The following is a 16,961-nucleotide window of genomic DNA, read 5'->3' as shown; positions in this document are numbered from 1 at the left end:
CTCGAAACTCATGTCATCGAGTACCTGTTCGCGGGTCGCCTTCGGAAAATCCGAGACTCGCCACGACGAGATGCACAGTACGATTGAAGGGTGGATCAACGAGCTCGTCACCCTCACCGACGAGGCGAAAGCCAGCCAGCAATTCCAAAAGTGGCTCGACGTCCAAAGTCGGTTCCACGACTACTCCCATCGGAACACCTTGCTCATCAATCTCCAGTGTCCCGAGGCAACGAAGGTCGCGGGGTACAACACTTGGCGGAACGAGTTCGACCGGCACGTCCAGGAAGGCGAATCGGCCATCTGGATCTGGGCTCCGATCATCACCAAGCAGTGTCCCGAGTGCGAGAATTCGCCCAGCTACCACGAGCAAAGCGGCTGTGAGTACGACGAGACGTCGCCGGACGAGTGGTCGAAAGGACTTGTCGGCTTCAAACCCACTGCTGTCTTCGACGTCTCCCAGACTGAGGGTGAGCCGCTTCCCGAGCTAGAGACCGAGGCAACAGGAGACGCCGACGACTTGCTGCCCACACTCACGGGTGCCGCGGATGAACTCGGCGTGACGGTTCGTATCGTCGATGCTGCCGACTGGGAGCACGGCGACGCGAAAGGCGTCTGCAAATACCGGAGTCTGCATGACCTCCAGCCAGTCGTCGAGGCGAGAGCCCGCCCGAATCAGGCCGATCTCGCTGTCACGCTGATTCACGAGTATGCCCACGCGCTCCTCCATTTCGACGTCGACGACGAGGAGGAACGGGCGAAACGCGAGGTCGAGGCTGAAGCCGTCGCGTACATCGTCGGGCGGTATTGCGGGCTCGATACGAGTGGCTCGGCGTTCTACCTGGCTGCGTGGCAGGGTGACGGCCCAGAGTCGATCCAGAATCGGTTCGGGCGGATTAGTAACACCGCGGAGGAGATCATCGACGTGATCGATGGGTAGGCCGGTGTAGCACGGCGACGGCCAACCCAGAGCGTCGCAGTACGTTTTTATTGCGCCGCGGAGGGGCGGCGGCGCGCGAGATCGTGCGTCGGCCAGAACGGGATGAACATGACTGAACATACCCTCGAGTTACTCCTCGACGAGGCGCGACAGACGATCGAGAGCCATCCGCAAGTTGGTTATAGTGCCGACCAGCCCCTGCACGAACACCTTCGATTCGCAGTGCTGCGGCTGCTGGAGAACAACGCCGACGACACGCATACGGGCGAACCTCGCGTTCCGGGCCTCACAGTCGGATACGGGAGTGACGCGGCGATGTTCGATCAGTGGAGTGATGAGGTCGAGTGGTGGACCGACGTCGATCCCCAGGAGTACTGTACCCGGTTTCGCGTCTTCTATGAGCAGACGGACCAGGACGAGATGCCGAGACAGGTTCTGGAGGTGATGACGGCGCTGGGCGCGTGGCGAGTCTGGGACGGCCCAGCTGACGCCTGTGGCTCGTACGATCATTGCGGTCGGCGCGCAGTGCATTTTCTCTTCCCCTACAACCATCCTATCGAGGATCTGCTCGCTCGTCAGATCGAACCTGATGACGCTGCCCTCTCTCCAGACGGTGGGTGGGTCGAACCCAGGGACGCGCAGTCTCTCATCGAATCAAACCCGGACACGGTCTCCGCAGAGCCGTCAGACGACGAGCTGGCCCCGCGGATGCGACGAGCCTGTGAGGAGGAGATGGACGTGTCGCTACTGGAGAAAGGCGGCGTGTACGAGGTCCACGCCGCGTCGGGGAACATCTACGATGTCGACGTGATTAGCAAATCGTGTACATGTCTCGACTGGCAACAACGCGAGCCCAAGGGTGGCTGTAAACATCTGCGTCGTGTCGACATCGAAATTAAGGCCGGGCACATCCCACGACCGGATGGACGCATCCCGAGTTCTGGATTGCAACATCGGCAGAATAGTGAGACGCGCCATCGTGGCGAGTTCGACTCCTGGATTCGCCAGTGAATCGAGAACAGTAACGACTCTTCTCCCGTCTCTCGGTTGCCATCTCGTACAGAACGCTTAGAAGACGTTAGAGGTGGCTCAGGTACTCGCCGAGACCGGAGCCGGCCACGAGCACCAAAGCGCTCACGAGCACTCCCAATCCGAGGAGTCCATAGTTAGCGATTGGATTCTTAGCCTTCGTGAGGTCGTAGGTGTACCGCCGAGTCCGAATGGGAGTGAACGGCCGAACGCCAGCTGGCGTGAGGGCATCTGCCGCGATGTGGGAGAGAATTACGACTGTGCCGACGAGAAACGCAAAGACAGCGAGTCCAGCCGCCGCGAGAACGCCTTGCGAACTCCCCACCAAGCCACCACCAACCCCGAGAACGCTGCCGACGAGGGCGGCGAACCAGACCGTATGGGTGGGCCCGCGGTGTGTGATTCCGGGCACTCGCTGATCGTAATCCGGGACCATCGCGAGCACTACCGCGCCGACCCCGCCGGCAATCGCTAGCTCCCGAAATCCGAGGACGAGGAGGATGAACGCGATGGGCGCGTACGCTAGGAGGGCGACGCCATAATGTCCGGGACGATACATTCGATACGGCGTTTTGTGGACCACTCATATGGTGCTTTCCAACAGACGCCCGTAAACTGCTGGTTAAGATTTAGCTTAATCTTAACCTTAGCAATAGAGGGTTGCCAAGCGGACGACCATTCGAGAGAGGGCTAGCGAATGAGATCGTCGTCGACCGCGAACTCCATCGTTGCAAGAGTCGACCCGAGGGTTGCGAGTTCATCCCTACACGTTAGTTCTGTCAGCCACCGCTCAGGGAGTGCACTGGCTCCGAACCGAGCGCCTGCAATCGCACCAGTAACTGCACCGACCGTGTCCGTATCATCTCCCATATTGACCGCGGACACGATCGCATCCTCCGCGGTGTCCGCGGTAAGTCCATGGTACAGCGCTGCTTGCAGGGTATGGATGACGTAGCCACTTGCGCGGAGCGATTCGAGACTCGTGTCGTCTGGAATCGGTCGTAACGCGGTGAGCAGTTCCGCCGGTGCATCCGCCTCGACGTGGATCAGTGCGTCTTCGAGTGGTGTCTCTCGCCCTGCCAGGACGCCCGCGAGAGTGAGATTCAGCACGGCGCACCCGTACGTGCAGCGCGGATCAGCGTGCGTAATCGCCGAGGAGAGCCTGCTAACCCGCGAAAGTATATCCCAATCGTTTCGAAACGCGAGCGCGTACGGCGCACAGCGCATAACGCTTCCATTCCCGGCGTTGCTGCCTTCCGGACGCGACTCCCAGATCTGCTGGCCGGCGTCGCGCCAGGAGCCGTCGTGTTTGATTTTCTGGAGCGCATCGCTGGTCATCAGGCCGATGTCGAACGGACCGCTATCGTACCACGCGACGAAGCGCTCAGCGATATCGTCTGGCCTGACCGCTCGATGCTCGTCGAGACTTCGAGCGATACAGAGTGCCATCTCGGAGTCATCCGTAATCGTTCCTGCTGGCTGATTGTGCGTTCCATTGGCCAGCATCTCTGTGACCGTTCCATGCTTCTGCGCAATCTGTTGTGAAGAGTGAAATTCGACGGGCCGTCCGAGCGCATCACCGCACGCAAGCCCGAGAAGAACGCCAGCAGCTTCATCAGTCGACGACATATCCCGACCTTCGGAGGTACGTGATAAAACTATTAATCAGTGATAGCAGAGGTAAGGGCAGTAACTATGGAGAACGTCTATGCTGATATTCGAAAAAAGCAGCATCTCGACATTACGGTCAAAGTTGTGACCTGCAGACCGGGAGCAGGCTCAAGACGTGCTTTCGAGATGACCGTGGAAGACGTCAAGGGGACGCAGTTCACGTTTACTGTCTGGACGAAAAGCAAGAATGGACGGGACTACCACTGGCAGGAAGGACACTGGTACAGACTTCATTCTGCATACGGGGAGGTATGGCCAGCTGGCCGAGAACTCCACGGGACGAGCAAACTTGAAATCGAACACAAAGGCGTTCGACCGAACGAACGCCGCGCAAAGCTGCTCTATCTGACCGATACCCACTTGGGGAAGGAGACAGGCGGGTACAAGAACAATTCCTGGAAGATCGATACGGTCGCTGGATTCAACGCTGCGATTGATATTGCAATCGAACAGCGGGTCGATGCCGTCATCCATACCGGTGACGTCTTTCACAACGATACGAAGAACGGGATTTCAGATGAAATTGAAGAAGCGGCCCATGATGCACTCACCGAACTGGCGAACGCCGAGATTTCCTTCTATTACATCTATGGCAATCATGCAGGGAAGACAGGACGTGTCTGCCTGGAACAGTTCAGTGATGCAGGGTTAGCCACGCACCTCCGCTCCCGACCCATTGTAATCGGTGATGCCGTGGCACTCTACGGCGTTGACCATCAGAAATCATGGGACTCTGGTCAACTCGGATTTGAACGCCCACCGAGCGAGGTTATGACTCTCCTCTGTATGCACCAGTCAGTCGCGCCGCTCACGGGTAATTCACAGCCAGATTGCCATCTTCAGGATATCCTTGAAGAGAGCACGATCTCGATTGATGCACTCGCCCTCGGCCATCTTCATACGGAAGCAGAAAAGACTCTGAACAATTGTACAGCGTTCTGTGGTGGTGCGACTGAGCGTTTGACTGAGGATCTAGCACCGAGCGTCGAAACGATCTCCGTCGAAAACGGGACAATTCACCGTAAGAGACATCCTCTGCGAGCCTGACGAATACGATTAACCTTATTCTTAAGATTAACCGAGCTTCACGATGTGGCAGAGCACTGGATCTCCGATGCAGAGCGTGTCTCTCGGCATGGTATCGACCATACAGAATTTTATCAGTACGATTTCAACCAATCGAATAATGACCGATTCCATGGAAGACATCGCTGAGCGGGCAACAGACCTGCAGCAACTCGCTATCAGTGATCCGTCGCAGGTACCTCTTGATGATTTGCGTGAGATTATTTCGACCCCGACCGTGGCCCCGAGCACACATGGTGCGGCAATCATCGCCCTTCTCAACGTCGCTCGAGACCGTGACGACGTCGGATCAGAATTTGTCAACGACCTAGATATCTTACTCAATCGACCGTCCCTCAACGACGCGATCGTTCTTCGCTGTCTCCGCCAGATCGCGATGAATGATCCGACAGCTGTCCTCAGAATTCAAGAAGAGATCACCGAGCGAATCTCGCTTGATGATTCTGAGAGTACGCAGGCTGCGACGGGATGCTGCGTCGAACTCGCGAGTACAGATACGCAGGCGTTCGTCGACCTGACACCGATGCTCAGTGCCTTGCTGGACGTCGAGAATGAGACGATCCGAACGAATGCGATGTACATTCTTTCGCAAATCGCGCACGAGTATCCCGAAGAGGTGAAGCCGCTAGTTCCACAGCTCGTCGAGGGAATCACCGAACGCGACCAGTCATACCAAACGAACGCCCTGTCGGCGCTTGGCGCAGTTACATCCGCGTATCCGGCCGCTGCGAAGTCGACCACTGAAGTCCTGTCTGAGCTTACGACCGCATCGGCGCTAAAAGTGCGCGCCAATGCAACTGCACTGCTTGCCGACATTGCAAAGGAACACCCTGAAGCCGTCGAGGACCATGTGCCAGCCCTGATTGATTGTTTCCACAGTGACGACGAGTTTCTCTGCGGGAACGCTGCCTCCGCGGTTCTTCACGTCGGCGTTCATAATCGAGCGGCCGTCGAGGAGGCGATTCCAGCTCTCATTGAACTCCTGGACGATCCTTCGCCGGTCGTCCGTCGAAACACATGCAAAGCACTCGGGCAGCTTGACGCGACGGTCGCACTCGTCCAGCTTCGGTCCGTAGCCGAATCCGACCCAGATGAGAAAGTCCGAGAATTGGCATCGTGGGCCATCGCCGAGATATCGTAGCTTAGACGGGGGCGGTTCTCATCGCTGCTTCACGACAGTTTCAGTCGCCGGCAGGCAGGTCGTGGTCGGCGAACTCGTCTTTGAGATATACAACCGGAAGCCCCAGCACAGCCCTGATACGGTCGCGGTTCCCATACATATGCGACTTGTCCGAGGTCACTAGCTTCCCAATGAGGTTCCGATTGCGCTGGTGATTTGCATCGGACAGGATTACCTTGTCAACGTACCCATCAACGAACCGAAGACGCCGGTTCCGCTCCTCCTCGGTCCGCTCACTCGTCGGGCCCCACGTGAGACGGCTCTGAAGTTGGGCACGCGTCTCCAGTGCATCGGTAATGATGGTGTCGCATAGCGCGTCCATCGCCTCACGTGCCGTCTTGCCGGTCACCTGCTGTTCGCCGATCTCGTCGCGGAGAAAGCTCCGAATATTGGGCCGAATAATCTCTCGTATCAGACGCTGAGGATAGACATTCTCCTCAATGCGGGTGACAGAGATGAACTCGTCAACGAGCGTTTCCAGATTCAGTTCATCATCGGTGTAACTTCGGAGTTTGATTCCTAAGTTGGTCTGCGCAGCCCGAATCTTTGAGAGCTTATCGCCGAATCTCCCTTCGTCGGTCTCCCAACTCACCTCTGCCGAATCGAGTGAGTTCTCCGAGGTGCTGTTGCAGTACTCGTAAATCACCGCCCGACTCGTGGAGAGTGAGTTGTCGGTCTCGAAGAGTCGCTCGGCCTCGTCGCGCCATAGGTCGTGGAGGAAGGTCACCCCAACCAGTGGGCCGGTGTCAAGGAAATAGCGTGACATGGAGCCTATCCTGTCACCTCGAAGTCGATGTAAGGCAAGACGAGTGCGTCTGCAGCTCTTCTCGATGTCCTGTCGTCACGAGCGTTCGCTTCCGCCTTCTCACGCTCCCAGCTACGGAGTAGAGAGCGGAGCTGACTCTTCGCATCGTCCAGGCTGTCGAGATTCAGCTCACGTTCAATTTGCTTACGTGGTAGACCGTCGTTCTCACGAACCGCTAGCTCCAGACAGAAGAGCCGCCAGAACGCCTTGGAATACTTCTTGGCCTCTTTGGGGTCATATCCCGAAGAGTCCAGTTCAGCGCTCATCAATCGGTACCAGATGTGAAGATCGTCCTCGTAGCCGGGGAAGGAGTCACTTGGGAAGTCCTCAATGAAGTCGTACAGTGTCTCCCTCGTCGGCCCAGCATTCCGATCGAAGGAGAGCGTCGTCTGTGCCGAGTCTGCAGTCCCCAACTGCTTATCCAGGCGCCGATAGTGTCGCTGTATTTCGTATGGCGCATCGTCGTACATCCGGTCGGTGAGTCCCTCAAGTCCGAGGTCGTAGTAACGTTCAAGCGCGCGACTTGCCGCTTGACGTCCCCGCCGAATCGTCCCCTCTGGTCTGTTGATGTCAGCCGCAGCGATGTCGCATATTACCGGGTCGTCATTTGGCTCGCCTCCGGTGTGGACGCCGGTATTATCCGTCGCCGTCATTGTGCCATACATGTACCAGAAGGTCGGGATGTCGGTTGTAACTCGCTCACTGTCTAATTCGTCTTTCACGAAGTAGAGCAGCTTGTGGACGGCCTTTCGGGAGAGGGGACTGTCGTACCTGTGTTCGTCGAAGAGAAGCGCAACCACCTCACTCACACTCAATTTGCCGAGCATCGATTCATCAACGTAGCGTAAGAATCATGCGTTTATCTATGCTGTGGATAGAGGAGAAACACTCTCTATCAAAGAGTACAGATAACCAGTAACTAAATGCCGATATACAATCACGAAGGATCGAGCGAGGCCAGTGGGGACAAGGGTGAAAAGTACAAACAGGCGATCGAAGAATACCTCCGCGCTCGTGGATACAGCATCGAACGACGGTCGAATCATCACAGCACGACCGAAGACCTGGCCGCGGTCACCGTCGACGAGAATTTCCACTATCTCAGCGGTGAGAAGGTCGGTGACGACGTCAAGAAGTTCGTGCGGGTGGAGGCCAAGGGAACCAAATTGTCGCGACTGGATGACGACCTCCTCACTGAGTTAGCTCGCGTCTTCATCGACTACTGTGAGCAGGACGGAGGGTTCGAGTACCACATCTACGCATCTTATCTCCAAGCCTTTGACAAGTGGGAGCGAATATTCGATCCAAGGACGAACACACCAGAGCACATCAAGAACTACTTCGATACCTTGAGGGAGAGCCAGAAGTTGAATGACGCCGAGGAAGCAGCCCTCCAGCGCCTCGGGGTAGAAGACTTCGAGTGGTTTCTCGCCGATGTGTTCGTCCACCGAGCCAGCTGGAACCGCCTCGGGCAGATGGCGGAGGATGAGCGGTCTGTGAATCGATCCAAGTGGGATTTCTACACCCGGGAGAACTCGCCCTCGCGGGAAGTCGAAACTCTCGTCGCTAACTTCCTCCGTATTAGTGGACTCCCAGAATCAATCTACATCGGTGAAAACCTCGCAGACCATCCTGAGGACATCTACGTCGATAATCCTCGACACCTGCCCATCTGGGTCGAATCAGGCCTGTTCTACAGCCTGGTTTCAATGGAAGAGATGCCTGACTCGCTCCGTCCGTTCGTCGATGAGGAGTCTGTTCAGAGCCGACCGTTCGACAGCTGGCTAGAGAGCGAAGATACTGCTCCCGACGTTGCGAAGCGGCTGTTCAACCGTGAGATTCGACGACGCGCAGTCGACGGGTACGATGATTGTAGAATGGTGCGCCACCAGTACGAGAATCGCCTGCTCTTCAAACACGAAGGCGGGGGATCTGGCGAAGAGGACGATTCTCCGGCAAAGACGAGGGTCGAGGGATGGGATGTTGCGATGGATTGGGGTGCATATACCGCCCATCGCTATGCGGCACCGGTTGTCAAGCAATATAAGGAGCAGTTCTACGCCTTCATCGACACTGGGTGGATGTTCTCTCGTTCCGGTCGCGGCACCAATATCGTAAAAGGCGACACCGCCAGCAAACTCCATGACAAACTCCAAAGTAGCGGCCATTACCGTCCAAATAATCTGAAGGCACAATTCCGACAGTGGCGTGCATACCTTGGAATGGACGAATCACCACCGCTTGAGGAGGCAGATATAGAGGATGACCCCCAACGACTGGAGTTCGAGCGCGAAGAGGGGTTAGAGCTTCGCGTGAGGCCTCCGAAAGATGGCGCCGAACGGGAACTTCTCATGCAACGAGGTGTGGACGCGTACTGATGTCTGGGTTCAGAGTGGATTACCTCTCGGAGCCGGAACTCGTCTTCGCCGGTGGCAATACGGCGAAGGATCCGCGGAGCGGACTGCTGAAGTACGGGCCCTGCCCACCGCGTGACGGCTCTAATCATGAGGTGGTTCGGGTTGGACTGATTGGCGATAGCTGGTCTATCTCGGCGATGCGAGACCTGCTTGAGGACATGCGTTATGGGATCCTTCCCGAAGGAGACGAGCGACAGCGGTGGAATCAACCGTTCCCGGGACTCGGCCCTAACTCTGAGCTCAAGATGTCGTTCGATCAGCGTCCGATGTGGCGGGGCGAAATCGAACATGATGACATCGACTCACTGAGCGACGTCCGCGATGATGCCGACCGTGTTGAGATGGCGCTGGATTACGTCAAATACCAGATAGAGGGCGTCTGCTCAACAACCCCGAGCCCGGACGTAGTTATTGTAAGTATCCCAGAAACCCTCGCTGAGCTGTTCACAGAGGGCAAGAAAGTAGATACGATTCGGACGGCAGACACCGACTTCAGAAGCCGCATCAAGCTCTTGGGGATGCTGAATCAGACTCCGACTCAGCTGATCGGCCCCAAGACCCTCCGCGGAGAGGATGTCCAACCACGCCGGGAGGTGGCGTGGAATCTCGCGGTGGGCCTACTCTACAAGGCTCGAAGAGGACGACCATGGAAGCTCACTGAACTAAAATCGAACACCTGCTACGCCGGCATATCCTTCTACGATGAGCGCGGGACGGATCCGGACACCAGAGCGTCAATTGCGCAGGTGTTCATGGAGACCGGAGAGAATTTCGTCATCCGTGGTGACCCGGTCACCGACATCGCCAGCGATGCCGACACAGGACGGACACATCTGTCGGCTGGAGATGCCGAGCGGCTAATCCAAACCATCTTGGAGCGGTACGGCGACCGAAGGCAGGATCGCCCTGATCGGTTGGTTATTCACAAGTCCTCCAACTTCTGGGAGCAGGAGACAGAAGGCTTCAAATCTGGCTCCGAAGATGTGAGACAGCGAGACTTCCTCACCATCCGAGAACACCACCCGATTCGCCTGTTCAGCAACACGCAGTACCCGCCTCTGCGGGGCACAGTCGCCCTGCCTCCCGGGAGGGAAGAGTATTACCTTTACACGAAGGGATTCATTCCAGAGATTTCCGCGTACGCTGAGTCCGGCACTCCAAATCCAATCGTCGTCCGTCCCCATGAGGACGTGAACGCTACCTCATATCGAGAAATCTGCGAGGAGATACTCTCGTTCTCGAAGCTCGATTGGAACAGCTCTGACTTCTGCAAGAAGCTCCCCGTGACGGTCGGGATCGCCGATGCCGTCAGTGACATTCTCGCAGAACCGATGGCACAGAACCTCCCCGACGGGGCGTTCCCGTACCACTACTACTATTATATGTGAACTCGCCCGCTACGGGTTTCAGAGATGCCCGTCGGTGAAAGCCTTGGCGGGGATGATTGGCCAGACGAGATCGCCGATCTGAGGGACTCACGGAAAAGCGGTTCGCCTGAAGCTAACGTATCCTCCGAAACTGTGCCAGCTTCCAATGCATAGTGGTAGTTGAGACTGGCTATCTCAATGCATATGGTGTGACCGGGACAGGGCTATCCCAGAGAGATCGGGGTGAATCAACTGTTCAGTAGGTATGCGTATTGATTAGATGTCGAAGTATGTCTCTGCTCTTTTCAGAATGTGTTCAAGCTCGGGCGACTCTCGGATGGCAGTTAATGGCTACGGTGGTTCCGGATCGGATAGGTGATCTGCCAGTTGTCGATACTACCACTGGACGTCGTGCCACTCTCCCTGTTTGTAGCCAACTGTGGGAAACGTACCAACCGGTTCGAACCCCATTCGCTTGTGTAACTTCACGCTTGCAGGATTCGGGAGCGTCACGACTGCGTACGCGTTATAATATTCTTGCTCCTTCAGAGTCTCCAAAAGGGAGGTGTACAGCGCGGTTCCGATACCCGATTGGTGAGCGTCTTCAGCGACGTATACCGTCAGTTCAGCCGTCCATTCATACGGCGGGGTTGACCGCAACGAACTCGCAGTTGCGTATCCGAGAATTTCGCCTTCGTCCGTCTCGCAAACGAACCACGGATACTTCCGGAGAGTCGTCTCAATCCGCTCAGCCATCTCTGTAGTCGTGCGGGTCAACTTCAAACGAAATTGGAGTCGATTCGACGAGAGGGACATAGATAGAACGGATGGCTGGTGCATCTTCTCGAGTAGCTAATCGGAGCTGGTATTCCATGTCTGAGGAATTTTCCACGCGACCACTGTATATCCTGTATTGATTCACATTACCGATCCTCGAAGTCACGGCCTGAACCGAAACCCACTACACACGACGATTGGTATACTCTAATCTATGCTGGCTTTGCCAGCCGTGAGTATGATTTCGGCAGTCCTAGTACAACTGAGTGAGATCGGCATCGCGAGTGGCTATGGACTGGTGGTGTTTTTTCTGATTGGCCTCCTCGGCGGTGCACACTGTATTGGAATGTGCGGACCGCTCGTTGCAACCTACGCCGAGCGTATGGAAACCGAAGACCGTTGGTCGGGCGCACTCACCCTCTATGAAGTGCGGCAGCACGCGCTGTTCAACCTCGGCCGGACGCTGAGCTACGCCCTTATCGGGGCTGTCTTCGGGGCTGCTGGCGCGCTCCTCTACGGGACCATCGGGCTCGCCGGGATTCTCGGGCCAGTCCAGGGTGTCGTCGGCATCTGCATCGGCGTGGCAATCCTCGGGATTGGAATCACCCGATTGGCCGGCTACCAACAAGGAGCCGTCGAAGGTGTGATTGCTGATACTGGTATCGGATCAATATTCACGCGAACCTACACAGTGATCTCGACACGGATCGACCGCTGGGTCAACGGCATCGGCATCGTGGGCCTCGGCGCACTCCATGGATTGTTGCCGTGTATGCTTCTCTATCCAGCATTTCTGTACGCGTTCGCACAGGGCTCACCTGTATATGGTCTCCTCTCGCTCGGCGTGCTCGGGCTTGGAACGATCCCCAGCGTGTTCCTCTACGGAACGGTGATCCAGTCAGTGAGCACCCGCCAGCGACAGGTGGTCCACTATGGACTCGGTGTATTATTCATTGGGCTCGGATACGTCCTGTTAGCGATGGGGCTCATGCGGTTTGGCGTCATGCTCCCGTTGCCCGACATTCCGTACTATCAACCGATCGCCGGCTCGGAGGCGGTTGCGTAACATGTCCACCTGCACACTCTGTGACCTCCCCGCCGAAGACCCAATCATCGACGAGGCCATCGACGGCGAATTCTGCTGTCGGGGCTGTCTAGAGGTCGCACGCCTGGTTGACAACGGTGAGGACGTCGACCTCTCGATTGCGGCCGTCCGTGACCGCGTCGAGGCTGAGGATTCTCGACCGGATGTCCCCGAGGGTGCCGAAACGGCTTACCTCTCGATCGACGGAATGCACTGTCAGACCTGCGAAGGATTCATCGAACTCCTTGCCGAGGAAGAGGACGGCGTTCACGAAGCGCGTGCGAGCTACGCGACTGAAATGGCGCAGGTGGTGTACGACCCTGACCACATCGACCGCAACGCGATTGCTGCGGCACTAAGTCGACTGGGCTACCAGGCCTATGGTCCTGACGAAGAAAACGACTCGCTGCGCTCGCGTGTTGAGTTCGGCAAATACCGTGCGGTACTCGCGGCGATACTGATGATGCCTGTGTTGATTCTCTACGTCCTGTTCATCTATCCGGTGTATCTCGGCATCTATCCCGAGAGTTTCCTCTACGGAAGTACCGTTGAGGCGATGGTGTTCGGGCCGCTAGCTGTCTGGAGTACGCTCATCGTTATTGGGCTTGGATACCCGGTCTTCCGCGGGGCCTACGTGAGCCTGAAAGTCGGTCGCCCGAACATGGACGTGTTGATCGCCATCGCGGTGCTCGCAGCGTATCTCTACTCGCTGGCCACCTACCTCACGGGCGGGCGCGATCCGTACTTCGACGTCGCAGTGATGGTGCTCGCGATCGTCACCATCGGCAACCATCTCGAGTCACGGGTCAAACACGCTGCGCTCGGCAATCGCGCCGACCTCACGGATTCACGCGTCGATGAGGCCCGCCGGCTCGACGACGACAGTGAGGCTACTGAAACCATCGAAATTGCAAAGTGTGAGCCTGGCGACCGGCTGTTAGTCAAACCTGGCGAACGGATCCCAGTCGACGGCCAGATCGTCGACGGGACTGCCGCAATTGACGAGGCGCTCGTCACGGGTGAATCTCTCCCGCAACGAAAATCCGTTGGGGACACCGTACTCGGCGGGTCGATCCCCACTGACAATGCGGTTGTCGTCGAAGTTGGTTCGGAAAACACCAGTACGATGGATCGCCTCGTCGAACTCCTCTGGAACGTCAAAAGTTCTGCGACGGGCGTCCAGCATATGGTCAACCGTTTTGCGGTGCTGTTCGTCCCGCTCGTACTCGGGCTTGCCGCGCTGACTGCCGCTGGCTGGTTCGTCCTTGGCAACGACCTAAACACAGCTATAATGGCCGGTGTCTCCGTGCTAGTGGTCTCGTGTCCGTGCTCGCTCGGCATCGCTACCCCGCTTGCTCTCGCGGCGGCCACCCGCGATGCCACCGACAATCGGATGCTCGTTCTCAACGAGACAGTGCTTGAGCGGATCGACGACTCCGCAGTCGTTGTGTTCGACAAGACTGGGACGCTCACCACTGGGGAGATGGAACTTGTGGACATCGCTGGCGACGATCCTGACGAAGTGCTCGAGATGGCGGCCGCCGTCGAACGTCGGTCAAGCCACCCCATCGCCGCTGCGATCGACGATGCCGCCCCGCCGACCACGCGCTCGGTGTCGAGCTTCGAGAGCGCCGACCGTACCGTGTCAGCGCTCGTCGACGATACCCGCGTAGTTATCGGCCATCCAGGCTCCTTCGATGCTGACGAGTGGACGATTCCCGCGGAGATCGAGGCAGCCGTCACGGACGCCTACGAGTCGGGCACTCATCCCACGGCGGTTGCCTGGGAGGGCGTCGTCCGAGGAGTCGTTACAGTCCGAGATACGCCGCGAGAGAACTGGGAACACGTGGTTTCCGAGCTCGCGGACGCGGACCGAGAAATCGTCGTGCTGACTGGCGACGACGAGCGGATGACCGAGACGTTTGCGAACCATCCCGCAGTTGATCACGTATTCGCAGGCGTGCGCCCCGAGTCGAAGGAAGTGATCGTCCAAGGACTCCGCGAGCGCGGGACGACGACAATGATCGGCGACGGAACGAACGACGCGCCCGCACTCGCCAGCGCCGACCTCGGGATCGCGGTCTCAAGCGGCACCGATCTGGCGATCGAGGCGGCCGACGCGGTGGTGCTGGACGACCGTCTCGACGGCGTTCCCGAGGTCTTCGAGCTGGCAAGTGAAACTCGAGGCCGAATCAAACAGAATCTCGTCTGGGCGGCTGGCTACAACGCGATTGCGCTCCCATTGGCAATGACTGGCGTGATCACGCCGTTGATCGCCGCCGTTATGATGGCGGTCAGTAGTCTCATTGTCGTCTTTAATTCGAAACGCCGACTCCTCCCTACGAACGGAGATCATTCGGCTGAGCCCGACTCTAGCGAATGTACCGAACGACTCGAACCTCAAGCCCGCTCGGACTGAGTGCTCGAACGCAAGCATAGTCGTGACCCCTCTGCTACGGTTCTACAACAGTCTGCTACAATACGCGATTCAGTGAGCAGATCGCACTCACTCGCTAAAAGCACCTGCCACAAGCAGTGGGAAGACGAGCGTTGCTTCTGCCTCGACCTGCATGTAATTCGTCTGCTCATCGTCTTTGATTTCCCCCACGATACTGCCTCGTTCGGGGGCGCTCCAGAGAGCGATCCATCCCAGCGGTCACGAGTCCTTCTTTCTGAGAGACACACGCTCAGTATCGAACAGTTGGACGAATACTTTACCGTGTCGTGGTCAGCATTTCTTCGTGGCCCCGACACGTGAGTGTTGCCGCACTGTCTTCCGCCAGATCGCCCAACAGCCCTTCACCGACTGGCCCGCCTACAAATCCACGCCACTGTATGACCGCTCATCACTCGCCGCAGTAGAAGCAGACGTTCGTGTCGTCGCAGATGCATGGTTCAAACAGGAAGACCACGAGGCCGTCGAACCATTTGTCCACGCAGTGCCGCTGGCATACGTCCAGTTTGATGCCCACGACCGATACGCAGGCTCGACGAGCTACGAGATGGAGACACTGTTTCGCCTGTTCCTGCTGAAAGAATGCTATGGCTGGGACCACGAAACTGCCCTCGTCGAATACCTCACCCAACACCCCGATTTCTGTGATCAACTCGGCCTGGAGCCGGTGCCGAACCAATCAACCCTGTGGCGGAGCTGGCACCATCGCTTCACAGCTGATCTCCAAGACACCATCGAGACAGCAGCGCGAACAATCCTTATCAAAGCTCAGAATGCGGGCGTCACAGTCCCGCGTGAGCCAGACCGACAGAGCCGCAGACACCGTGACAAGAGTACGGAATCGAACCCCGATGACCAGACCGTATTAGAGCAGACAGAGACGGTCACTGGTCGCGTCAGCGACGTTGCATTCCCAGCGTTCTCACTGGACCGAGGCGAAGGCTGTGAGATCCACGAGAACGCCTACTGGGACCTCCAGACGTATCTCGGCCTCCGTGAGAATTTGGCTGTCAACGAAGGCGCTCGGAGCTTCATCCACGAATCAACCCGAGATCGAACACCACTGGGCCACGCCCATCGCGAGCATATACGTGACCTCTCCATCGAACAAATTCGGGAGATGCACCGACAGGCGGTGAGCCGGCTCTTAGATCAAGTAGCAGAGACTGAGGAATTCTTCCGAGCCGGCATCGTCGCAATCGATATCACGGAGTCCGACCCCTTCACTGGTGACCGAGCCGGGCACGAAGACGAGATCATCGGGACGAAAGAGAAAACGGACGAGTACGCCTACCAGTGGGCCACCGTCCAGTTGGTCGGGAATGCCGTTCCAATCGTGCTAGACGCACGGCCAGTACGCAAAGGCAACACACGCAAGGAGATTGTCGCGGACCTCTTGGACTCGGCAGAGGACCTTGTCCACGTCGATAATGTGCTAATGGATCGGGAGTTCGATAGCCAGCACATCCTAGAGATGTTGAGCCAGCGTGGACTCTCCTACGTCGTCCCAAAGCGGATGCAGACCAGCGAGAAGGCCCAGGCGAAACGACTTCTACAGCGCGACAAGGATCGGTATGAAACCGACCGGAAACTGCATCTCGGCGACAACGAGTGGCACTCGACGACGCTGATCTACCGACGCAAAGAGAACTCCGAACACACGGATCATCAGCAGTACTCGGTGTTCATGACGAATCGGAAGAGTGGCCTTCTCACGGAGTACGGCTACCGGTGGGAGATTGAAAGCGGCTATAAATCGATCAAGCGGTTCATGGCCGCGACGACCTCAAAGCACTTCGGCCTGCGGTTCTTCTACTTCGCGTTCGCGTGTTTACTATACTCAATCTGGCGGGCTGTGGACCTGCTTGTGCAGGTCGAATTGACTGGTGAATACGAGCACTCGCCGATCGTGACGGCTGATAACACGCTGACGCTGGTAAAGAAGGAGACCGGAATCGGATAGCGAGGAGCCTCTCTCCGTGATAGCGCAGCGTCTGAGTGGCCACACTATCCGGAGTCTCGGAAATTCTCCGAATTGATTACCTAAATGACAAGAACGGCCGTTCAGAAAGCGATCTGAAGCAGATTCCGCTCTCGATTCGGACAAAACCATGCATCACAGGCCGGCTATACCCACTGTAGTCTCAACATCA

14 protein-coding genes and 1 pseudogene are annotated in these 16,961 nt (G+C 57.3%); 9 read left to right on the top strand and 6 right to left on the bottom strand.

Annotated features, from left to right (window positions below; translation table 11 throughout):
• The first annotated feature begins 10 nt into the window (after positions 1–10).
• Entirely contained in the window at positions 11–937 is a 927-nt protein-coding gene (locus EPL04_RS16395) for an ArdC-like ssDNA-binding domain-containing protein (protein WP_134672261.1), read from the top strand.
• 108 nt (positions 938–1,045) lie between these two features.
• A complete protein-coding gene (locus EPL04_RS16390; protein ID WP_134672260.1) occupies positions 1,046–1,948 on the top strand; it encodes a hypothetical protein in 903 nt (300 codons plus the stop codon).
• Positions 1,949–2,015: 67 nt separating this feature from the next.
• Here EPL04_RS16390 and EPL04_RS16385 read toward each other — a convergent pair whose 3' ends face one another.
• Both EPL04_RS16385 and EPL04_RS16380 read right to left on the bottom strand, forming a co-directional pair.
• Positions 2,016–2,525, bottom strand: coding sequence for a metal-dependent hydrolase (locus tag EPL04_RS16385; RefSeq protein ID WP_134672323.1), 510 nt, complete (start codon positions 2,523–2,525; stop codon positions 2,016–2,018).
• A gap of 131 nt (positions 2,526–2,656) precedes the next feature.
• Positions 2,657–3,595, bottom strand: a complete 939-nt coding sequence (locus tag EPL04_RS16380) for an ADP-ribosylglycohydrolase family protein (protein ID WP_134672259.1) — start codon at positions 3,593–3,595, stop codon at positions 2,657–2,659.
• 39 nt (positions 3,596–3,634) lie between these two features.
• Here EPL04_RS16380 and EPL04_RS16375 point away from each other — a divergent pair, with 39 nt between their 5' ends.
• Together EPL04_RS16375 and EPL04_RS16370 are read left to right on the top strand one after the other, a co-directional pair.
• Positions 3,635–4,684 carry a metallophosphoesterase gene (locus tag EPL04_RS16375; RefSeq protein WP_134672258.1) on the top strand — a complete coding sequence of 350 codons (1,050 nt, stop codon included), beginning with the start codon at positions 3,635–3,637 and terminating at the stop codon, positions 4,682–4,684.
• 139 nt (positions 4,685–4,823) lie between these two features.
• Positions 4,824–5,864 carry a HEAT repeat domain-containing protein gene (locus tag EPL04_RS16370; protein ID WP_167599503.1) on the top strand — a complete coding sequence of 347 codons (1,041 nt, stop codon included), beginning with the start codon at positions 4,824–4,826 and terminating at the stop codon, positions 5,862–5,864.
• 40 nt (positions 5,865–5,904) lie between these two features.
• Here the strand turns inward: EPL04_RS16370 and EPL04_RS16365 are convergent, their stop codons facing one another.
• Together EPL04_RS16365 and EPL04_RS16360 are read right to left on the bottom strand one after the other, a co-directional pair.
• Positions 5,905–6,630 carry a hypothetical protein gene (locus EPL04_RS16365; RefSeq protein WP_245154601.1) on the bottom strand — a complete coding sequence of 242 codons (726 nt, stop codon included), beginning with the start codon at positions 6,628–6,630 and terminating at the stop codon, positions 5,905–5,907.
• Between the two features lie 44 nt (positions 6,631–6,674).
• The gene (locus tag EPL04_RS16360; protein WP_209019651.1) at positions 6,675–7,517 is read right to left on the bottom strand and encodes a hypothetical protein; all 843 of its coding nucleotides are present in this window, start codon (positions 7,515–7,517) and stop codon (positions 6,675–6,677) included.
• 114 nt (positions 7,518–7,631) lie between these two features.
• On the opposite strand from EPL04_RS16360, the gene EPL04_RS16355 reads away from it, so the two are divergent.
• Both EPL04_RS16355 and EPL04_RS16350 read left to right on the top strand, forming a co-directional pair.
• Positions 7,632–9,086 (top strand): hypothetical protein, encoded by a 1,455-nt coding sequence (locus EPL04_RS16355; RefSeq protein ID WP_134672254.1) that lies wholly within the window; start codon positions 7,632–7,634, stop codon positions 9,084–9,086.
• On the top strand, positions 9,086–10,513 hold the full coding sequence (locus tag EPL04_RS16350) for an argonaute/piwi family protein (RefSeq protein ID WP_134672253.1): 1,428 nt from the start codon (positions 9,086–9,088) through the stop codon (positions 10,511–10,513). Before EPL04_RS16355 ends, EPL04_RS16350 begins: the two co-directional genes overlap by 1 nt.
• A 375-nt stretch (positions 10,514–10,888) precedes the next feature.
• Here the strand turns inward: EPL04_RS16350 and EPL04_RS16345 are convergent, their stop codons facing one another.
• Entirely contained in the window at positions 10,889–11,248 is a 360-nt protein-coding gene (locus EPL04_RS16345) for a GNAT family N-acetyltransferase (RefSeq protein WP_245154600.1), read from the bottom strand.
• Between the two features lie 235 nt (positions 11,249–11,483).
• Here EPL04_RS16345 and EPL04_RS16340 point away from each other — a divergent pair, with 235 nt between their 5' ends.
• A complete protein-coding gene (locus tag EPL04_RS16340; protein WP_134672252.1) occupies positions 11,484–12,335 on the top strand; it encodes a sulfite exporter TauE/SafE family protein in 852 nt (283 codons plus the stop codon).
• A 1-nt stretch (position 12,336) separates the two neighbouring features.
• Positions 12,337–14,772, top strand: coding sequence for a heavy metal translocating P-type ATPase (locus tag EPL04_RS16335; protein WP_134672251.1), 2,436 nt, complete (start codon positions 12,337–12,339; stop codon positions 14,770–14,772).
• A gap of 87 nt (positions 14,773–14,859) precedes the next feature.
• Here the strand turns inward: EPL04_RS16335 and EPL04_RS16330 are convergent.
• Positions 14,860–15,002: pseudogene (locus tag EPL04_RS16330) on the bottom strand (deoxyhypusine synthase family protein); the annotation flags it as partial.
• A 92-nt stretch (positions 15,003–15,094) separates the two neighbouring features.
• Between EPL04_RS16330 and EPL04_RS16325 the strand changes: the two are divergent.
• Positions 15,095–16,771 carry a transposase gene (locus EPL04_RS16325; RefSeq protein WP_134672250.1) on the top strand — a complete coding sequence of 559 codons (1,677 nt, stop codon included), beginning with the start codon at positions 15,095–15,097 and terminating at the stop codon, positions 16,769–16,771.
• The last annotated feature ends 190 nt before the right edge of the window (positions 16,772–16,961 follow it).

The organism is Halorussus marinus, from assembly GCF_004521895.1.
Classification (GTDB): Archaea; Halobacteriota; Halobacteria; order Halobacteriales; family Haladaptataceae; genus Halorussus; species Halorussus marinus.
This window is presented reverse-complemented; position numbering and strand designations above follow the sequence as displayed.